Source organism: Pseudomonas arvensis, assembly GCF_056688935.1.
In genome coordinates this window covers 5,924,543-5,940,909 of record NZ_CP162038.1, presented here as the reverse complement: position 1 = coordinate 5,940,909, position 16,367 = coordinate 5,924,543, and the positions used below count along the sequence as shown (strand labels likewise).

Annotated in this window: 14 protein-coding genes; 10 read left to right on the top strand and 4 right to left on the bottom strand. The window is 60.3% G+C overall.

Annotated features, from left to right (window positions below; all coding sequences use genetic code 11):
* Window positions 1-130: 130 nt before the first annotated feature.
* Entirely contained in the window at window positions 131-1,507 is a 1,377-nt protein-coding gene (locus AB3G88_RS27095) for a glutamine synthetase family protein (protein WP_003213894.1), read from the bottom strand.
* A gap of 278 nt (window positions 1,508-1,785) precedes the next feature.
* Here AB3G88_RS27095 and AB3G88_RS27090 point away from each other — a divergent pair, with 278 nt between their 5' ends.
* From AB3G88_RS27090 to AB3G88_RS27055, 8 genes are all read left to right on the top strand, one after another.
* On the top strand, window positions 1,786-2,025 hold the full coding sequence (locus AB3G88_RS27090) for a hypothetical protein (RefSeq protein WP_099585911.1): 240 nt from the start codon (window positions 1,786-1,788) through the stop codon (window positions 2,023-2,025).
* Window positions 2,026-2,104: 79 nt separating this feature from the next.
* Window positions 2,105-3,463, top strand: a complete 1,359-nt coding sequence (locus AB3G88_RS27085; RefSeq protein ID WP_099585910.1) for a glutamine synthetase family protein — start codon at window positions 2,105-2,107, stop codon at window positions 3,461-3,463.
* Window positions 3,464-3,520: 57 nt separating this feature from the next.
* Window positions 3,521-4,885: an aspartate aminotransferase family protein gene (locus AB3G88_RS27080; RefSeq protein WP_400530773.1), complete on the top strand. Its 1,365-nt coding sequence runs from the start codon at window positions 3,521-3,523 to the stop codon at window positions 4,883-4,885.
* A gap of 83 nt (window positions 4,886-4,968) precedes the next feature.
* Window positions 4,969-6,063, top strand: coding sequence for a polyamine ABC transporter substrate-binding protein (locus tag AB3G88_RS27075; RefSeq protein WP_099586239.1), 1,095 nt, complete (start codon window positions 4,969-4,971; stop codon window positions 6,061-6,063).
* Between the two features lie 148 nt (window positions 6,064-6,211).
* Window positions 6,212-7,306 (top strand): polyamine ABC transporter substrate-binding protein, encoded by a 1,095-nt coding sequence (locus tag AB3G88_RS27070; RefSeq protein WP_099585908.1) that lies wholly within the window; start codon window positions 6,212-6,214, stop codon window positions 7,304-7,306.
* Window positions 7,307-7,373: 67 nt separating this feature from the next.
* On the top strand, window positions 7,374-8,516 hold the full coding sequence (locus AB3G88_RS27065; RefSeq protein ID WP_003195240.1) for an ABC transporter ATP-binding protein: 1,143 nt from the start codon (window positions 7,374-7,376) through the stop codon (window positions 8,514-8,516).
* Window positions 8,513-9,433: an ABC transporter permease subunit gene (locus tag AB3G88_RS27060; RefSeq protein ID WP_099585907.1), complete on the top strand. Its 921-nt coding sequence runs from the start codon at window positions 8,513-8,515 to the stop codon at window positions 9,431-9,433. The genes AB3G88_RS27065 and AB3G88_RS27060 overlap by 4 nt, the downstream gene beginning before the upstream one ends.
* Window positions 9,430-10,314 carry an ABC transporter permease subunit gene (locus tag AB3G88_RS27055; protein WP_250924979.1) on the top strand — a complete coding sequence of 295 codons (885 nt, stop codon included), beginning with the start codon at window positions 9,430-9,432 and terminating at the stop codon, window positions 10,312-10,314. Before AB3G88_RS27060 ends, AB3G88_RS27055 begins: the two co-directional genes overlap by 4 nt.
* 121 nt (window positions 10,315-10,435) lie before the next feature.
* Here AB3G88_RS27055 and AB3G88_RS27050 read toward each other — a convergent pair whose 3' ends face one another.
* On the bottom strand, window positions 10,436-11,074 hold the full coding sequence (locus AB3G88_RS27050) for an HD domain-containing protein (RefSeq protein ID WP_099585905.1): 639 nt from the start codon (window positions 11,072-11,074) through the stop codon (window positions 10,436-10,438).
* 241 nt (window positions 11,075-11,315) lie between these two features.
* Between AB3G88_RS27050 and AB3G88_RS27045 the strand changes: the two genes are divergently transcribed.
* Complete coding sequence (locus tag AB3G88_RS27045; RefSeq protein ID WP_191958851.1) at window positions 11,316-12,326, top strand: GlxA family transcriptional regulator; 1,011 nt, start codon at window positions 11,316-11,318, stop codon at window positions 12,324-12,326.
* A gap of 15 nt (window positions 12,327-12,341) precedes the next feature.
* Here the strand turns inward: AB3G88_RS27045 and AB3G88_RS27040 are convergent, their stop codons facing one another.
* Together AB3G88_RS27040 and AB3G88_RS27035 are read right to left on the bottom strand one after the other, a co-directional pair.
* Window positions 12,342-14,696, bottom strand: coding sequence for a penicillin acylase family protein (locus AB3G88_RS27040; RefSeq protein WP_400530286.1), 2,355 nt, complete (start codon window positions 14,694-14,696; stop codon window positions 12,342-12,344).
* A 27-nt stretch (window positions 14,697-14,723) separates the two neighbouring features.
* Entirely contained in the window at window positions 14,724-15,299 is a 576-nt protein-coding gene (locus tag AB3G88_RS27035; RefSeq protein ID WP_400530283.1) for a DUF6436 domain-containing protein, read from the bottom strand.
* Window positions 15,300-15,403: 104 nt separating this feature from the next.
* Between AB3G88_RS27035 and bipL the strand changes: the two genes are divergently transcribed.
* A complete protein-coding gene (bipL, locus tag AB3G88_RS27030; RefSeq protein ID WP_191958854.1) occupies window positions 15,404-16,345 on the top strand; it encodes a phospholipase BipL in 942 nt (313 codons plus the stop codon).
* Window positions 16,346-16,367 lie beyond the last annotated feature (22 nt).

The window sequence follows — 16,367 nt, the reverse complement described above, 5'->3', positions numbered from 1 at the left end:
AGATTGAGCATCCTCCGGAAGTTGTGTAGATGCCCATGCCCCGATAAGGCCGACTCGGTCCCCCGGAACAAACCCATAAAAAAACGCCACAGACCAAAGGCCTGTGGCGTTTTTTCAATGCAACCGCCGCTTACACGGTATGCAGATACCAGTTGTACTCAAGGTCGGAGATGGAGTGTTCAAACTCTTCCAGCTCACTTTCCTTACAGGCGACGAAGATATCGATGTATTTAGGATCGATGTACTTGGCCATCACCTCGCTGTCGTCCAACTCGCGCAGGGCATCACGCAGGTTGTTCGGCAGGCTTTGCTCGTTCTGCTCGTAGCTGTTGCCTTCCACGGGTGCGCCAGGCTCGATCTTGTTGGTCAGACCGTGGTGCACGCCTGCCAGGACCGAAGCCATCAGCAGGTAAGGGTTGGCGTCGGCGCCGGCCACACGGTGTTCGATACGTACGGCGTCGGACGAGCCGGTCGGTACGCGAATCGCCACGGTGCGGTTGTCCAGGCCCCAGCACGGCGAGTTCGGCACGTAGAACTGTGCGCCGAAACGACGGTAGGAGTTGACGTTGGGGCACAGGAACGCCATTTGGGCGGGCAGGGTCTCCAGCACACCGCCGATCGCATGACGCAATGCGGCGTTCTGCTCGGGATCCTCGCTGGCAAAGATGTTCTTGCCGTCTTTGTCCAGGATCGAAATGTGAACGTGCAGCCCGTTGCCTGCCTGGCCTGGGTAAGGCTTGGCCATGAAGGTGGTGTCCATCTCATGGTCGTAGGCGATGTTCTTGATCAGGCGCTTGAGCAGTACCGCGTAATCGCACGCTTTGATCGGGTCGGCGACATGGTGCAGGTTCACTTCGAACTGCGCCGGGGCACTTTCCTTGACGATGGCGTCGGCCGGGATGCCTTGCTCTTTGGCACCTTCCAGAATGTCCTGGAGGCAGTCGACGTATTCGTCGAGGTCGTCGATCAGGTAGACCTGTGTCGAGTGCGGGCGTTTGCCGGAGATCGGCGAGCGGGGCGGTTGTGGGCGGCCGTTCACGTTCTCCTGGTCGATCAGGTAGAACTCAAGCTCGAAGGCAGCGCAGATGGTCAGACCGAGGTCGTCAAATTTGCTTACAACCTGGCGGAGCACTTCGCGGGGATCGGCGAAGAAAGGTTCACCTTCAAGTTCGTGCATGGTCATCAGCAGTTGCGCGGTAGGGCGCTTTTGCCAAGGCTCATTGCACAGGGTATCGGGGATTGGATAACAGATTCGGTCAGCATCACCGATGTCCAGACCCAGGCCGGTGCTTTCCACCGTCGAGCCATTGATATCCAGGGCAAATAAAGAGGCAGGCAGGTTAATGCCCTTCTCGTAAACCTTGTGGAGGCTGGTGCGTTCGATGCGCTTGCCGCGCACCACACCATTCATATCCGCAATTAGAAGGTCTACGTACAGAACCTCAGGATGATCCTTAAGGAACGCGTTCGCTTCGTTAAGCTGAACGGCACGCGGGGGTACCGACATGATGCAACACCTTTGTTGTTAAAAATATCAATCATTGATCTTTTCTGGTTTCAGTCAACCCGAACGGCATGCCGAAGTCAAGCGAGGCCTTTTTTGCCCTAAAAAAGCGCCGCGAAGCCTTTTTTGGGGCTTTTTGGGGCGGTTTTTTGCATTTGACCGGCTTGGGAATCGCAGGCTTGAGCGGGCCGTGTTGTATTTTTTACGGGGGTGTTGTGTAAAAAAATGAACAAGGCTAAGCTCGATTCAAACCCATAACAGCAATAATACCGGGGTGCTTCATGTTTCACCTGCCGCCACTCGGCGTCTATGCCTGCTTCTGCCAGGCGTTGTCCGCAGTCCGTTCGCCCCGCGTGAATGCCCCGGCACCGGCCAATATTCTTGACGGCCCGTCCGACCTTTTCTTTGCCCCCTCAACTGCCCCTGACCGGCGCCTTTTCAAGGAACCGATCAAGATTGTGCACGACTTTGGCGTGAGGAATGCAACGCTGCAGCAAATGGCAGGTAAGCTCCTACCCTGAATGAACAAACGACGCGGATGCTGCGTCAACCAACGCCTGGCCTTTAATGGATGCCAGGAAACCCAGCCCAGAGGCATTTATGAGTAACAACCTCGACCAGCTCACCGATTGGTTGAAAGACCACAAGATCACAGAAGTCGAATGCATGATTGGCGACCTCACCGGCATCACCCGGGGCAAGATCTCGCCGACCAACAAGTTCATCGCCGAAAAAGGCATGCGCCTGCCCGAGAGCGTTCTGTTGCAGACCGTGACCGGCGACTATGTCGAAGACGACATCTATTACGAATTGCTCGACCCGGCCGATATCGACATGATCTGCCGCCCCGACCAGAACGCGGTGTTCCTGGTGCCGTGGGCCATCGAGCCGACCGCCCAGGTGATCCACGACACCTACGACAAGCAAGGCAACCCGATCGAGCTGTCGCCGCGCAACGTGCTCAAGAAAGTCCTCCAGCTCTACGCCGACAAAGGCTGGCAGCCCATCGTGGCGCCGGAGATGGAGTTCTACCTGACCAAACGCTGCGAAGACCCGGACTTCCCGTTGCAACCGCCGATCGGTCGTTCCGGGCGCCCCGAGACCGGTCGCCAATCCTTCTCTATAGAAGCGGCCAACGAATTCGATCCACTGTTCGAAGACGTCTACGACTGGTGCGAACTGCAGGAGCTGGACCTCGACACCCTGATCCACGAAGACGGCACCGCGCAGATGGAAATCAACTTCCGTCACGGCGACGCGCTGTCCCTGGCCGACCAGATCCTGGTGTTCAAGCGCACCATGCGCGAAGCCGCGCTCAAGCACAACGTGGCGGCCACCTTCATGGCCAAGCCGATGACCGGCGAGCCCGGCAGCGCGATGCACCTGCACCAGAGCATCATCGACATCGCCACCGGCAAGAACGTCTTCTCCAATGAAGACGGGAGCATGAGCCAGCTGTTCCTCAACCACATTGGCGGCCTGCAGAAATTCATCCCCGAATTGCTGCCACTGTTTGCCCCTAACGTGAACTCGTTCCGCCGCTTCCTGCCCGACACCTCGGCGCCGGTCAACGTGGAATGGGGCGAAGAAAACCGCACCGTCGGCCTGCGCGTACCGGATGCCGGCCCGCAGAACCGTCGTGTGGAAAACCGCCTGCCGGGCGCCGACGCCAACCCGTACCTGGCGATTGCCGCCAGTCTGCTGTGCGGCTACATCGGCATGGTTGAAGGCCATAACCCGAGCGCGCCGGTGGTGGGTCGTGGTTACGAGCGGCGCAACCTGCGTTTGCCGTTGACCATTGAAGACGCCCTGGAACGCATGGAAAACAGCAAGACCATCGAGAAATACCTGGGTCAGAAATTCATCACAGGCTACGTCGCGGTCAAGCGGGCCGAGCATGAAAACTTCAAGCGCGTGATCAGTTCGTGGGAGCGGGAATTCCTGCTCTTCGCCGTCTGATGCGCCGGGCGCGCGGCTCGCTCCGTGCGCCCTTCACTGAAATTTCAGGAGATTGGTATGTCCAGCAACAACCCGCAAACCCGTGAATGGCAAGCCTTGAGCAACGATCACCACCTGGCGCCGTTCAGCGACTTCAAGCAATTGAAAGAGAAAGGCCCACGGATCATCACCAAAGCCCACGGCGTGTATTTGTGGGACAGCGAAGGCAACAAGATCCTCGACGGCATGGCCGGCCTGTGGTGCGTGGCGATCGGTTACGGTCGCGATGAACTGGCCGACGCCGCCGCCAAACAAATGAAAGAACTGCCGTACTACAACCTGTTCTTCCAGACCGCTCACCCGCCGGTGCTGGAGCTGGCCAAGGCCATTTCCGACATCGCGCCTGCCGGCATGAACCACGTGTTCTTCACCGGCTCCGGCTCCGAAGGCAACGACACCATGTTGCGCATGGTCCGCCACTACTGGGCGATCAAGGGCCAGCCGAACAAGAAAACCATCATCAGCCGCAAGAATGGCTACCACGGCTCAACCGTGGCTGGCGCCAGCCTTGGCGGCATGACGTATATGCACGAACAGGGCGACTTGCCGATCCCGGGCATCACCCACATCGCCCAGCCGTACTGGTTTGGCGAAGGCGGCGACATGAGCCCTGAGGAATTCGGGATCTGGGCCGCCAACCAGCTGGAAGAGAAGATCCTCGAACTGGGCGTGGACACCGTCGGTGCCTTTATTGCCGAACCGATCCAGGGTGCCGGTGGTGTGATCGTCCCGCCCGCCACCTACTGGCCGCGCATCAAGGAAATCCTCGCCAAGTACGACATCCTGTTTGTGGCCGACGAAGTGATCTGCGGTTTTGGCCGTACCGGTAAGTGGTTTGGTAGCGACTTCTACGACCTCAAGCCAGACATGATGACCATCGCCAAAGGCCTGACCTCGGGCTATATCCCTATGGGCGGCCTCATCGTGCGTGACGAAGTGGTCGAGGTGCTGAACGAAGGCGGCGATTTCAACCACGGTTTCACCTATTCCGGTCATCCGGTGGCCGCCGCAGTGGCCCTGGAAAACATCCGCATCCTGCGTGATGAAAAAATCATCGAGCAGGTCAACAGCGAAACGGCACCCTATTTGCAGCGTCGTCTGCGTGAGCTCAATGATCACCCGTTGGTGGGCGAAGTGCGCGGTGTGGGTCTGTTGGGCGCTATTGAACTGGTGCAGGACAAGGCCACTCGCAAGCGCTATGAAGGCAAGGGCGTCGGCATGATTTGCCGCAACTTCTGCTTCAACAACGGCCTGATCATGCGCGCCGTGGGCGACACCATGATCATTTCGCCGCCGCTGGTGATCAGCAAGGCCGAGATCGACGAGTTGGTGACCAAGGCGCGCAAGTGTCTGGACCTGACTTTGGCGGCATTGCAGGGCTAAGTGCTAGTCTCCGCCTGCGGCAGATAACGCAGGCTGCGGCTCAAAAGAAAAAATTGGAGCATCACCAAATGAAGGCATTAGGTTTGAAGAACGCTGGCAAGACCCTCCTCGCCTTGTCCCTGATGGGCGCAATGGCGGGCGCGGCCCAGGCAGACGATAAAGTGCTGCACGTCTACAACTGGTCCGACTACATTGCACCGGACACCATCGCCAACTTCGAAAAAGAGTCGGGCATCAAAGTGGTGTACGACGTTTTTGACAGCAACGAGACCCTGGAAGCCAAGTTGCTGGCAGGCAAGTCCGGCTACGACATCGTCGTACCGTCGAACAACTTCCTCGCCAAGCAGATCAAGGCCGGTGTCTACCAAGAGCTGGACACGTCCAAGCTGTCCAACTACAGCAACCTGAACAAGTCCCTGCTCAAAGCCGTGTCGGTCAGCGACCCGGACAACAAGCACGCCTTCCCGTACATGTGGGGTTCGATCGGCATCGGCTACAACCCGGAGAAGGTCAAGGCCGCACTGGGCGTGGACAAGATCGACTCGTGGGACGTGCTGCTCAAGCCTGAGAACATCGCCAAGCTCAAAAGCTGCGGCGTGAGCTTCCTCGATTCGCCAACCGAAATGCTGCCGATCGCACTGCATTACCTGGGCCTGCCGACCGACAGCCAGAAGAAAGACGATCTCAAGCAAGCCGAAGCGCTGTTCCTCAAGATCCGCCCATCGATTGGCTACTTCCACTCCTCCAAGTACATCTCGGACCTCGCCAACGGCAACATCTGCGTAGCCGTGGGTTACTCGGGTGACATCCAGCAGGCCAAATCCCGCGCGGCTGAAGCCGGTGGCAAGATCAAGGTTGCCTATGACATTCCGAAAGAAGGCGCCGGTAGCTTCTTCGACATGGTCGCCATCCCTAAAGATGCCGAAAACGTCGACGCCGCTTACAAATTCATGAACTACCTGCTCAAGCCGGAAGTCATGGCTTCGATCACCGACAGCGTGCGTTTCCCGAACGGTAACGAGAAGGCCACGGCATTGGTCGACAAGGACATCACCAGCGACCCGGGCATCTACCCGCCAGCCGATGTGCAAGCCAAGCTCTACGCCATTGCTGACTTGCCAGCCGCAACCCAGCGTGAAATGACGCGCAGCTGGACCAAAATCAAGTCCGGCAAGTAAGCCTCAACACCTGTGGGAGAGGGCTTGCCCCTCTCCCACACATTAAATGACAAAAAGTTTTGCCGGATCGGTTTATCGAGGGTAAGTTGCGCGCCGGTTTTGTTGCCGGGCAACAACTTCAGGCCCAACTATTTAAGAGGACCTCCACTTGCCAATTTCTTTATTTCGCAAAGCCATGCTGGTGGGTGCAGGTATCACGCTGGCTGTCAGCGTGCAGGCCGCATCGACGGTGCATATTTATAACTGGTCGGACTACATCGGTACCGACACCCTGGCCAACTTCGAAAAGGCCACCGGCATCAAGCCCGTGTATGACGTGTTTGATTCCAACGAAACCCTGGAAGGCAAGCTGCTGGCCGGGCGTACGGGCTACGACGTGGTCGTGCCGTCCAACCACTTCCTCGGCAAGCAGATCAAGGCCGGGGCGTTCCAGAAACTCGACAAGTCGTTGCTGACGAATTACGCAAATCTTGATCCGGCGTTGCTCAAGCGCCTGGAAAAGAACGACCCAGGCAACCAGTACGCCGTGCCGTACCTGTGGGGCACCAACGGCATCGGTTACAACGTCGACAAAGTGAAGGAAGTGCTGGGCGTCGACAAGATCGACTCCTGGGCCGTGCTGTTCGAGCCGGAAAACATGAAGAAGCTGGCCACTTGCGGTGTGTCCTTCATGGATTCGGCAGATGAAATGCTGCCGGCGGTGCTCAACTACATGGGCCTGGATCCCAACAGCACCAACCCGGACGACTACAAAAAGGCCGAAGAAAAGCTGCTCAAAGTGCGGCCCTACGTGACCTACTTCCATTCCTCCAAATACATCTCCGACCTGGCCAACGGCAACATCTGCGTGGCGGCCGGTTTCTCCGGTGATGTGTTCCAGGCCAAGGCCCGTGCGGCTGAGGCTGGCAAAGGCGTGAACATCGCCTACGCAATTCCGAAAGAAGGCGGCAACCTGTGGTTTGACGTGCTGGCGATCCCCAAGGACGCCGCCAACGTCAAAGAGGCCCACGCCTACATCAACTATTTGCTGCAACCTGAGGTCATCGCCCAGGTCAGTGATTACGTCGGTTACGCCAACCCTAACCCAGGGGCGGACACACTGATGAAGCAATCGATACGCACCGACGAAGCGGTTTACCCACCGCAGGCGGTTCTCGATCGGACATTCGTCAACTTCGAGCTACCCCCGAAAGTGCAACGTTTAATGACCCGTAGCTGGACCAAGGTCAAGACGGGCAAGTAAGGCTCAACCTATCCAAGGTTCGTCCGTATTGGACGTTCTGCACTCTTTTTTTCTGGGAGTTTCGTAAATGGCAGTTGCCTCCGGCGCCTATAAGAAAGCCCTCGAAGGGGACCAGACACCGAAGAAGGTGCTGGTCAAAATCGACCGGGTCACGAAGAAGTTCGACGAGACGATTGCCGTGGACGATGTGTCCCTGGAAATCAAGAAAGGCGAGATCTTCGCCCTGCTCGGCGGTTCGGGTTCGGGCAAGTCCACCTTGCTGCGCATGCTCGCAGGTTTCGAGCGCCCGACTGAAGGGCGCATCTACCTCGACGGTGTGGACATCACCGACATGCCGCCCTACGAGCGGCCGATCAACATGATGTTCCAGTCCTACGCCCTGTTCCCACACATGACGGTGGCACAGAACATCGCTTTCGGCCTGCAACAGGACAAGATCCCCAAGGCCGAAGTCGACGCCCGCGTGGCCGAGATGCTCAAGCTGGTGCAGATGAGCCAGTACGCCAAGCGCAAGCCACACCAGTTGTCCGGTGGCCAGCGTCAGCGTGTGGCCCTGGCCCGTTCCCTGGCCAAGCGCCCGAAACTGCTGCTGCTCGATGAGCCCATGGGGGCGCTGGACAAGAAATTGCGTTCGCAGATGCAGCTTGAGCTGGTCGAAATCATCGAGCGCGTCGGCGTGACCTGCGTGATGGTGACCCACGACCAGGAAGAGGCCATGACCATGGCCGAACGCATCGCGATCATGCACCTGGGCTGGATCGCGCAGATCGGCAGCCCGATCGACATCTACGAAACGCCTACCAGCCGTCTGGTGTGCGAGTTCATCGGCAACGTCAACATTTTCGACACCCAAGTGGTGGACGACGCCGAAGGCCACGCGGTGCTCAAGTGCCCGGACCTGGACCGCGACATCTACGTGGGCTACGGCATCGCCACCTCGGTGGAAGACAAGTCGGTGACCTACGCGATTCGCCCGGAAAAACTGTTGGTGACCACCGAAATGCCGACCTGCGAGCACAACTGGTCCAGCGGCAAGGTGCACGACATCGCCTACCTGGGCGGCCACTCGGTGTTCTACGTGGAGCTGCCGAGCGGCAAGTTGGTGCAGTCCTTCGTGGCCAACGCCGAGCGCCGTGGCCAGCGGCCCACCTGGGGTGATCAGGTGTACGTGTGGTGGGAAGACGACAGCGGCGTGGTACTTCGCTCATGAACACAAAAAAGCTCAAGCGGCGCTTGAACCGCCTCGTCCCCAGTGGCAAGCAGGTGGTCATCGGGATTCCGTTCCTGTGGCTGTTCCTGTTTTTCGCCCTGCCGTTTTTCATCGTGCTGAAAATCAGTTTTGCCGAAGCCGACGTAGCGATCCCGCCGTACACCGAGATCTACACCTACGTTGAGCAGAAGCTGCAAGTGGTGCTGAACCTGGCCAACTACAGCTTGCTGGCGGGCGACGAGTTGTACATCGCCGCGTACCTGGGCTCGCTGAAGATGGCGTTTTTCAGCACGCTGCTGTGCCTGCTGATCGGCTACCCGATGGCCTACGCCATTGCCACCGCGCGCAAAGAGATGCAGACCGTGCTGGTGCTGCTGATCATGATGCCGACCTGGACTGCGATCCTGATCCGCGTGTATGCGTGGATGGGCATCCTCAGCAACAACGGGCTGCTCAATGGCTTCCTGATGTCCATGGGGCTGATCAACGAGCCGCTGCAGATCCTCAATACCAACATCGCGGTGTATATCGGCGTGGTCTATTCGTACCTGCCGTTCATGATCCTGCCGCTGTACGCGAACCTGGTGAAGCATGACCAGAGCCTGCTGGAGGCCGCGTCGGACCTGGGTTCGAGCACCTTCAACAGCTTCTGGAAAATCACCGTGCCGCTGTCCAAGAACGGCATCATCGCGGGCTGCATGCTGGTGTTTATCCCGGTGGTGGGCGAGTTCGTGATTCCGGAACTGCTGGGCGGCCCGGAAACCCTGATGATCGGTAAAGTGTTGTGGCAAGAATTCTTCAACAACCGTGACTGGCCGGTGGCGTCTGCCCTGGCGGTAGTGATGCTGGCGATCCTGATCGTGCCGATCATTCTGTTTAACCGCAGCCAAGCCAAAGAATTGGAGGGCAAGATATGAAGCGCGTCAGTTTCTCAAGCTTCATGCTGGTGGCGGGGTTGCTGTTCATCTACCTGCCAATGCTGATCCTGGTGATCTACTCGTTCAACGAATCCAAGCTGGTGACGGTGTGGGGCGGTTGGTCGATCAAGTGGTACGTGGGCCTGCTGGACAACACCCAGTTGATGGGGTCGGTGGCCCGCTCCCTGGAAATCGCCTGCTACACGGCGGTTGCCGCGGTGGCGTTGGGTACGTTGGCGGCGTTTGTGCTGACGCGCATCAGCCAGTTCAAGGGCCGTACGCTGTTCGGTGGCCTGGTGACGGCGCCTCTGGTGATGCCGGAAGTGATCACGGGTCTGTCGCTGTTGCTGCTGTTCGTGGCCATGGCGCAGATGATCGGTTGGCCCCAGGAACGTGGCATCGTCACCATCTGGATCGCCCACACCACGTTCTGTGCGGCGTATGTGGCGGTGGTGGTGTCGGCGCGCTTGCGTGAGCTGGACCTGTCGATCGAAGAAGCAGCCATGGACCTAGGCGCGCGGCCGTGGAAGGTGTTCTTCCTGATCACCATCCCGATGATCGCGCCGTCGCTGGCGGCGGGCGGCATGATGTCGTTTGCGCTGTCGCTGGATGACCTGGTATTGGCCAGCTTCGTGTCGGGCCCGGGCTCGACGACCTTGCCGATGGAAGTGTTCTCGGCCGTGCGTCTTGGGGTTAAACCCGAGATCAACGCCGTGGCCAGCCTGATCTTACTGGCGGTGTCGCTGGTGACCTTCCTGGTGTGGTTCTTCAGCCGTCGCGCCGAAGAACACCGCAAGAAAGCCATTCAGCAAGCCATCGAAGAAGCGGCAGAAGATGGCTGGAAACAGCCGGACAAGCGCCGGGCGCCTGCACCGGTCTAAAGCCTGGTGTAATACAAAATGTGGGAGGGGGCTTGCCCCCGATAGCGGTGTATCAGTCAACAGATGCAGTGACTGGCAGTCAGCAATCGGGGGCAAGCCCCCTCCCACAGTTGATTGCATTTCAAGCCCAAGGCGACGTGCGAATCACCTCCACAAAATTCATCGGCTTGAACCCCGGCTCCTGATCCACCAGCACATCGGTCTTCACGTTGCCAAACGTGGTCTGCGGGCGATGGCGCAAGCCGTCGGCAAAGGCGCAGATGATGCACTCCTTGAACCCTTCACCCCGTGGATGCGCATGCACCACGGCTTCGCGCTGCACGCTGGTAAACGCGGCGTAATCCATGCCCAGCACGTCCATCTCCACACCGGCCGTCACCAGCGCCACGGTAGGGCGCAGATGTTGCGGCACACCTGGCGTGGTGTGCAGGGCAATGGACAGCCACACCTGTTCGATATCGTCATCGCTCAGCCCATAAGGCTTTAGAAAGGCGGCGGCCGCATTGGCACCGTCCACTTCGAAACGCTCGTTATCGCTGCGATGACCTTCCACCAGCCCGAGGTCGTGGAACATCGCGCCGACGTAAAGTAGCTCCGGGTTGTAGGTCAACTGCTTGCGCTCACCGCTCAACGCGCCGAACAGAAACACCCGGCGCGAGTGGTGGTAGAGCAGGTCGGATTCGATGTCGCGGATATACTCGGTAGTGGCCTTGGCCAGGGCGCTGTCGGGGATCTTGATGCCGGCGATGGAAGTGGTCATGGTGGCTCTCCTGTGGAAAGCATCCAGTCTGGTCGCGCGCCCACGAAGCGGCCAGGGTGACGAGGGTGCGATCCCGGCCAATCTGGCGCGACATCGTGCCAAGGGTGTACGCGATCAAATGTGGGAGCTGGCTTGCCTGCGATAGCATCACCTCGGTATACCTGATGGACCGAGTCGTCTGCATCGCAGGCAAGCCAGCCCCCACAGCGTTTTGCGTCAGCCCGAGATATAAGGTTTGCCCATGCACAAAACCGTCGCCATCCTGATCTTCCCCGGCGTCCAGTCCCTGGACGTGACCGGCCCCATGGACGTGTTCTGCGAGGCCAACCGTTTCCTCGCGCCCGACGACCATTACCAACTGGAAGTGATCGGTGTCGGCCACGGCACGATGGCAGCCTCCAATGGCTTGTCACTTCAGGCTCACAGGCATTACAGCGAAGCCCTGCAAGCCTACGACCTGCTGCTGGTTGCCGGCGGCCCGCAGTTGCCGTTCGAGGATTTCGGGCCGCCGTTCAGTGAGTGGCTACGCGGCGCTACCGCCCGTGCGCAGCGCTTCGGCTCAATCTGCAACGGCGCTTTCATGCTGGCCCGTGCCGGTCTGCTGGACGGCAAAACCGTCACCACCCATTGGGGCGACGCCGCTGACCTGGCGCGCCTGTGCCCCTCGGCCCAGGTCGAAGCCGACCGCCTTTACGTACAGGACGGCAATCTCTACACCTCCGCCGGGGTCACGGCGGGCATCGACTTGTCGTTGTACCTGCTGTCCCAGGACCACGGCCCTGAGGTGGCCTTGAGCGTGGCCAAGCGCCTGGTGGTGTTCACCCAGCGCTCAGGCGGGCAGTCGCAGTTCAGCCCGTTTCTTACGCCCCATGCCGAAACCACCTCGGCCGTAGCGTTGGTGCAGCTGTATGTATTGGCGAATTTGACCGGGGATCTGACCATCGCCGACCTGGCCAAGGCCGCGCATATGAGCGCGCGCAATTTCTCTCGGGTGTTTGCCCGTGAAGCGCAGGTTACGCCGGCGGAGTTTGTCGAGCGGGCGCGGGTGGATGCGGCGCGGGTGCTGCTTGAAAGTACTCACGCACCGCTGAAAACCGTGGCTTACCAATGCGGTTTTCGCGATGCCCAGCACATGCGCAGTGTGTTCAACCGCCGGTTGGGGGTGACGCCGCAACAGTTCAGGCTCAACTTTGCGGCGCCATCGCTATCGGGGCGGTGCGACGACTCGACAAGCCCCCTCCCACGGTTTTGATCGTGTTTGCGGCTGCTATCGGGCGGGCAGCAGTTTCAGGGTGCCACGGGTGTTGGCGGTGACTTCTTCATCACTGAAGTGCGCCTGCTCGTAGCCGCCTTCGATATATGTCTGCGCCTGGTCGCTGTAGTGGCGATCAAACGGCACGCCGCTTTGCCCGACCGGGTTGATCGTCAAGGCGTGGGCCACATCGGCAAAGTCGATCAGGCGGCGGGTCGAGGGGCCGTAGGTCACCGGCCACGGCGCCGGGCCGATGGCGGCCGACTGATTGTTCGGCACTTCGTGGCTGCCGGGCGCCGGGAAGGGGCCGACGTTGACGATCAGGTCCAGCGGTTTCTGCGAGCCCAGCGGATGGCCGTGGGTCAGGGTATGCGCCTTGCCCCACTGCCATTGCGTTGGGTCATCGCCGAAAGTGGTTTTCAGGTGCACGAGGCTGTTATCCCACGCGAGCTTGACGGTGTCGGCGCGCTTGCCGTCCCACCAAGGCGAGGTCGGGTCAGCGGCCAGGCGTGGCAAGGCGGCGTCGACGACCCGTGTGGTGAGCAGGGTCTTGAACATGGCGTCGCCGAGTTTTGGGCGAAAGGTCGCGTCGGCGAGGTTGTAGAGAAGTTGGTTGAACAGCGTGGCGCTGGTGGAGTCGAGCGGGTAGTCACCTTTCCAACTGGCCAGTTGTTCCACCAGCTTCAACTGTGCCGGGTCCTTGACCACCTCACGCAGCACCGGCAACAGCGGCGCCAGCAAGCGCGGGCCAAAGGCAGTGGTGGTGCCCAATTGCAGGGCCTGGCTGTTGTTCACATCCCACTTCACGCTCTTGTCGCTCAACTGCGCGTTCAACTGTTGGCCACGGTCGGCCAGGTTGTAATAGCCGGGGATCTCCATGCCGGTGGGCGATGCCGGCTGGGCATTGGCCGACACCACATAACCGCGAGCCGGGTTTTCTTCCTGGGGGTTGGCGCTGAACGGATAGAAGCCCAGCTTGTCGGCCTGGGCGGTGCTGCCGTCGAGGATGAACCCAGGGTTGACGCCAGCCGGACGGATCGGCAACTGCGCCGCTGCCCACCAGCCGATATCGCCCTTGGCATTGGCCCACACGATATTCAGCCCCGGTGCCGACACCTTGGCCGCCGCCGCGCGGGCCTTGGCCAGGGTGTCGGCGCGGTTGAGCTGGTAAAAGCCGTCGAGGATCGGGTTCTGGGTATCGAGGAAGGCCCACCACAGGGCGATGGGCGTCTTGCCGGCGCTCTCGCCAAGCACGTCATTGATAATCGGCCCGTGGGGCGACTGGCGCAGGGTGAGGGTGACCGGCGCCTGGCCTTTCACCGCGATCTGTTGTTCGCTGCTGGTCATGTCGACCCATTGGCCGTGGTACCAGACCTGGTTGGGATTGTCCGGGTTGATCTTCTCGGCGACCAGGTCGACGTCGTCGTTCTGGAACATGGTCAGGCTCCAGCCAAAATCCAGGTTGTGCCCCAGGAACGCCACCGGCACCAGCGCGTTGTGATAGCCATACAGCTCAAAGCCCGGCGCGGACAGGTGCGCCTCATACCACACCGATGGCACCGAGAAGCGGATATGCGGGTCACCTGCCAGCAACGGCTTGCCGCTCTTGGTGCGGCTGCCGCTGATGGCCCAGGCGTTACTGCCTTCGAACTGCGGCAGGCCGTTGTCGGCCAGGGCCTGCTCGCTCAAGGACGCGATGGCGCCGAGTGTTTGCCAATCGCTGGCGGCCAGGTTGAGCGCGCCTTTGGGTTGCCAGTCGAGGTCGAAGACTTTCAGGTACTCGCCGCCCAATTGGTCGCGGACGTAGGTCAGCAAGGGTTCGGTACGAAATGCGGCGGCAAAGCTGTAGGCCATATACCCGGCGACGCTGATGGTGTCTTCGGCGGTGAACCGGCGCTTGGGGATCCCCAGCACGTCGAACTCCATCGGGCTTGCGTGGCTGTCCTGATACTGATTGATCCCGTCCAGATAGGCTTGCAGGGCCTTCCACGAGGCAGACTCGTGATCCATCTGTTCCACGTAGCTCAAGGCTCGCTCACGGATGCGCAGGCTGCGAAACAGTTTGTCGGTCTCCAGCAGCTTGGGGCCCAGCACCTCGGCCAGTTCGCCACGGGACAGGCGCCGCATGATCTCCATCTGGAACAACCGGTCCTGGGCGTGCACATAGCCGAGGGCGCGATACAGGTCGGTCTCGTTCTCGGCACGGATATGCGGCACGCCACGGTCGTCGTAGCGCACCGTGACCGTGCCTTGCAGGTCGGTCAGCGTGACCGTGCCCTGGCGGGTGGGCTGCTTGCTGTACACATACCAGCCGCCGCCGAGGGCGATCAGCACTATCAGAACCGCGAGAACCCGCAAGACGCGCTTCATGGACTTTCCTTACCGGGAGTGGAGTGACTAACGATCTTCAGGCCACGAACAATAGCAGCCCACTGCCAGGGTGTGAGTGGCACTCACTTCACGGCCTGCTTGGAGTGCCTTCAGGATCGGTTCGATAAAACTGTTGCTGGCATTGCACGTCAGGCCTTCACTGTACGGCCCGAAATACGCGAGCTTTCCTGTGCGATCCCAGATGCCTACGGCTGGGCTGGCCGGTACCTGGCTGGCGCCGGGCAGGGCGGTGAGGATTTTCATGTTGCGCAGGTTGTCGGGCAACCGGCCGTGGCTGCCGGGTTTTTGCAGGGCGTAGAACTCGACGCCCTGGGGCGCGTAGTGCTCGATCAACTCGCCCAGGTGCTGCTGGTTGCCAACGTTGCACGGGCAGGCCGGGTCCCAGAAGTGCACCAGGCGGATCGGACCTGGGCCACTCAGTTCGGCAGGCAGGCGCAGTGCATCGCCGGAAAACACCGCGGTGTGTTCGCTGAAGGCGCGCAGGTAGCGGCCCTGGAACCAGTCATACGCGGCCCACAGCACGCCCGCGCAGATGATCAGGATCAGGCTGGCAAACAGGGTGGTGCGGTAGGGTTGTCGCATTCAGATCAATCCTCGAAGGTCGCGTAGCTTGCCATGCCTGCCCTGACAGATGAATATCGCAGCTCGATATTCATCTGCGCTGTACGTTTAGTCTGGAACCTCTTATGCCCGTTACCTTTGACCCCGATCATCTGCGCGATAGCTTGCGACCCCTGGTGGATGCGCAACCGCTCAGCGCCGAAGCGCGGGTGTACCAGCGTTTTTATGGGTTGGACCTGGCCGCGCGCAAAGTGCCGGCTGTGAGCCGTCTGGGACGCTTTGAAGTGCGCGGGTTCGAGGTGGTGGGGCAGGTGTGGTCGCCGCCACAACCGGTGGCAACGATGTTTATGTTCCACGGCTTCTACGACCATATGGGCCTGTATCGCCACGTGGTGGACTGGGCGCTGGACCAGGGCTTCGTGGTGATCGCCTGCGACCTGCCGGGACACGGCCTGTCCAGCGGGGTGCGCGCCAGCATTGATGATTTCGCGGTGTACCAAGACGTGGTGCAGGCACTGTTCGCCCAGGCCCAAGCGCTGCAACTGCCGCAACCCTGGCACCTGTTCGGGCAAAGTACCGGCGGCGCGGTAGTGGTGGATCACCTGCTTCACCACGGTGCCGACAGCCCGGCCCAGGGCAAGACCTTCCTGTTGTCGCCGTTGGTACGGCCGCGGGCGTGGGGGTGGTCGCAGCTCAGCTATTACCTGCTGCGTCCGTTCGTCAAAGGCATCGCCCGGCGATTCAGCGAGAACACCAACGACCCGCAATTCAAGCCGTTCCTGGAGGCTGACCCGCTGCAGCCGCGCCAACTGCCCACCGCCTGGGTGGGCGCACTGTCACGCTGGATCAAGCGTATCGAAGCCGCACCGCGCAGCTCCCGGCGGCCGGTGATTGTGCAGGGTGAGGAAGATATGACGGTGGACTGGCAGCACAACTTGCAGGTGCTGCGGGGCAAGTTTGATGCGCCTGAGGTGTTGATGCTGCCCCGTGGCCGGCATCACTTGGCGAATGAGATTCCGGAGATTCGTGAAGAGTACTTCCGGTATTTGACAGACCATTTGAAATAACACAATCCCAATGTGGGAGGGG

Coding starts and splice junctions, on each gene's coding strand:
- AB3G88_RS27095 (WP_003213894.1), bottom strand. CDS start 1,507: ATGTCGGTACCCCCGCGTGCCGTTCAGCTTAACGAAGCGAACGCGTTC.
- AB3G88_RS27045 (WP_191958851.1), top strand. CDS start 11,316: ATGCACAAAACCGTCGCCATCCTGATCTTCCCCGGCGTCCAGTCCCTG.
- AB3G88_RS27065 (WP_003195240.1), top strand. CDS start 7,374: ATGGCAGTTGCCTCCGGCGCCTATAAGAAAGCCCTCGAAGGGGACCAG.
- AB3G88_RS27040 (WP_400530286.1), bottom strand. CDS start 14,696: ATGAAGCGCGTCTTGCGGGTTCTCGCGGTTCTGATAGTGCTGATCGCC.
- bipL (WP_191958854.1), top strand. CDS start 15,404: ATGCCCGTTACCTTTGACCCCGATCATCTGCGCGATAGCTTGCGACCC.
- AB3G88_RS27035 (WP_400530283.1), bottom strand. CDS start 15,299: ATGCGACAACCCTACCGCACCACCCTGTTTGCCAGCCTGATCCTGATC.
- AB3G88_RS27060 (WP_099585907.1), top strand. CDS start 8,513: ATGAACACAAAAAAGCTCAAGCGGCGCTTGAACCGCCTCGTCCCCAGT.
- AB3G88_RS27050 (WP_099585905.1), bottom strand. CDS start 11,074: ATGACCACTTCCATCGCCGGCATCAAGATCCCCGACAGCGCCCTGGCC.
- AB3G88_RS27090 (WP_099585911.1), top strand. CDS start 1,786: ATGTTTCACCTGCCGCCACTCGGCGTCTATGCCTGCTTCTGCCAGGCG.
- AB3G88_RS27080 (WP_400530773.1), top strand. CDS start 3,521: ATGTCCAGCAACAACCCGCAAACCCGTGAATGGCAAGCCTTGAGCAAC.
- AB3G88_RS27055 (WP_250924979.1), top strand. CDS start 9,430: ATGAAGCGCGTCAGTTTCTCAAGCTTCATGCTGGTGGCGGGGTTGCTG.
- AB3G88_RS27085 (WP_099585910.1), top strand. CDS start 2,105: ATGAGTAACAACCTCGACCAGCTCACCGATTGGTTGAAAGACCACAAG.